Raw genomic sequence first — 2173 nt, 5'->3', positions numbered from 1 at the left:
CTAACCAACTGAGCTACTGGGGATTTGAATAGTCTGGATGTTGTTTGGCTCCCCAGGTTGGATTCGAACCAACGACACATGGATTAACAGTCCACCGCTCTAACCAACTGAGCTACTGGGGAACAACATTCAACGGCTGCGAATATTAAAGCTCATACGCAGGGGTGTCAACTATTCTGCGAAGGTTTTTAAAGGAAAAGGGCTCGGTTGTCGAAAAAGTCAGCAAATTGATTTTTTTAGTCACATCAATGCAAAAAGATGAGCTAATCCTTATCGCTGACAATGTCAAGTAACTGTCAAGTTTACATCTATAACATAAGTATTAGCTTTTTCGAGGATCTGATTATCCACAGATATCTGAATGTCGCAGTAGATAAAGGCTACATGATCTTATCCACGGAATCTGTGGATAACCTTGTGTTTAACTCTGTGAAGTCGTAATAATGATGCGGCTTTGAGGGCGATTTCCGTAGTGGTTAAAAAGTAACGATAAAATAAAATATACAGAATAAACAACAGGTTAGTTTATTCTGGTGAATAAATCTTCAGGTTGGTGATCGATTCACCAGTCAATGCGTGAAGAATCAGCAACTTGTGTATTTCTTAGTGAATTTGACTAAAAAACGCGCCAAAAAATCTCATGTTAAATTGAATTATTAGGCTTGACATCGGGCACTTAGATCTGGTTCCGATCACTAATGGCAGGAAGGAATTTTTAGTAACTTGTAATAAAAGTATCAAAGTGAAAAGAGTTGGTATTGATGGGATTTATGCTGTAACAAGCGTTCAATTAATAGGGTTTTGGCGCTCATTGTAAAAAATGGCGCCAAAACCTTCATTTTATAAACTTTCTGAGAAACTTTTGATACGTTTAACCGCTTCTTTCAAAACATCCATTCCGGTAGCGAAGGATAAACGGCAATAACCATCCGTGCCAAAAGCTGAGCCTGGCACAAGGGCTACGTTGGCTTCTGTCAGCAGTTTTTCGCACAGTTCAACGTCGCTGCTGACATTGGCTTTAGCCATTAGCTTATCGACCTGAGCAAAAGCGTAAAAAGTACCGTCGCCTGGTACGCAGTCAATGCCGTCAATGCTGTTTAGAGCATCAACCAAATAGTCGTGACGCTCTTTAAATGCAGTCACCATGGTTTTAATACAGCTTTGGTCGCCGTTTAATGCTGCCGCTGCCGCGTACTGGCTAATGCTGGCAGGGTTTGATGTACTTTGTGACTGCATTTTTTTCATAGCAGCAATAATTGGTTTAGGGCCTGCAGCATAACCGATGCGCCAGCCCGTCATAGCGTAAGCTTTGGAGACACCCGTTAGGATGACGGTGCGATCTTTAAGATCCGGAGCCACCATTGGAAAGTTAGCAAAGGGCGAGTCGCTCCAGAGGATATGCTCGTACATATCGTCGGTGGCGATAAGTACATTTGGATAATCACGCAGCACTTCCGCAAGGGCTTCAAGCTCGTTCGCGGTATAAGCTGTTCCGGCCGGGTTGGACGGACTATTGATGAACATTAAACGTGTTTTATCCGTTAGTGCGTTACGCAATTGTTCTGGTGTAATTTTAAAACGTTGGTCTATGCCGGCTTTAACAATAACTGGCGTAGCGCCAACCAACTTGGTCATGTCAGGATACGAAACCCAGTAAGGTGCGGGAATAACAACTTCATCTCCCGGATTTAACCAGGCACTGAGTAAATTGAAAATACTGTGTTTACCACCGGCTGACACAATAATTTCTGAACGTTGGTAGCTAAGGCTGTTGTCGCGTTTTAGCTTTTTAATAACAGCATCTTTTAGCTCATCGATACCATCAACAGCCGTATATTTGGTCTTACCGTCATGGATAGCCTGAATCGCAGCATCTTTAATAAAATCAGGTGTATCAAAATCTGGCTCGCCGACACCCAGACCAATAACATCTTTGCCTTGTTGACGTAATTCATTGGCTTTTTGAGTCACCGCCAGAGTCGGTGACGGCTGAATTGCATTGATACGATCAGAGAGTTGGTAATCCACGTTCAGATCCTGTTTTTCGCAAGGGTTGAAATGCCCATTACTATACGGATCAGAGCGGCTAAAGTCCATTCTCCGTAGCCACAAAGCGCAGTCTCATGTACACTATTCGGCTATCGAACTGAGGAGGGATTGAATGGCAGCTGCC

1 protein-coding gene and 1 tRNA gene are annotated in these 2173 nt (G+C 43.2%); both read right to left on the bottom strand.

Annotated elements, in window-relative coordinates; genetic code table 11:
• Nucleotides 1–45: 45 nt before the first annotated feature.
• Nucleotides 46–122, bottom strand: a tRNA-Asn gene (locus B3180_RS05270).
• Between the two features lie 718 nt (nt 123–840).
• A complete protein-coding gene (locus tag B3180_RS05265; protein WP_278361199.1) occupies nt 841–2112 on the bottom strand; it encodes a pyridoxal phosphate-dependent aminotransferase in 1272 nt (423 codons plus the stop codon).
• Nucleotides 2113–2173: the final 61 nt, after the last annotated feature.

This window comes from Idiomarina sp. UBA4206 (genome assembly GCF_002383015.1).
In the GTDB taxonomy this organism is placed as follows: domain Bacteria; phylum Pseudomonadota; class Gammaproteobacteria; order Enterobacterales; family Alteromonadaceae; genus Idiomarina; species Idiomarina abyssalis.
Note: the sequence above shows the minus strand (reverse complement) of the source record. Positions and strands in the feature narration are given on the sequence as shown.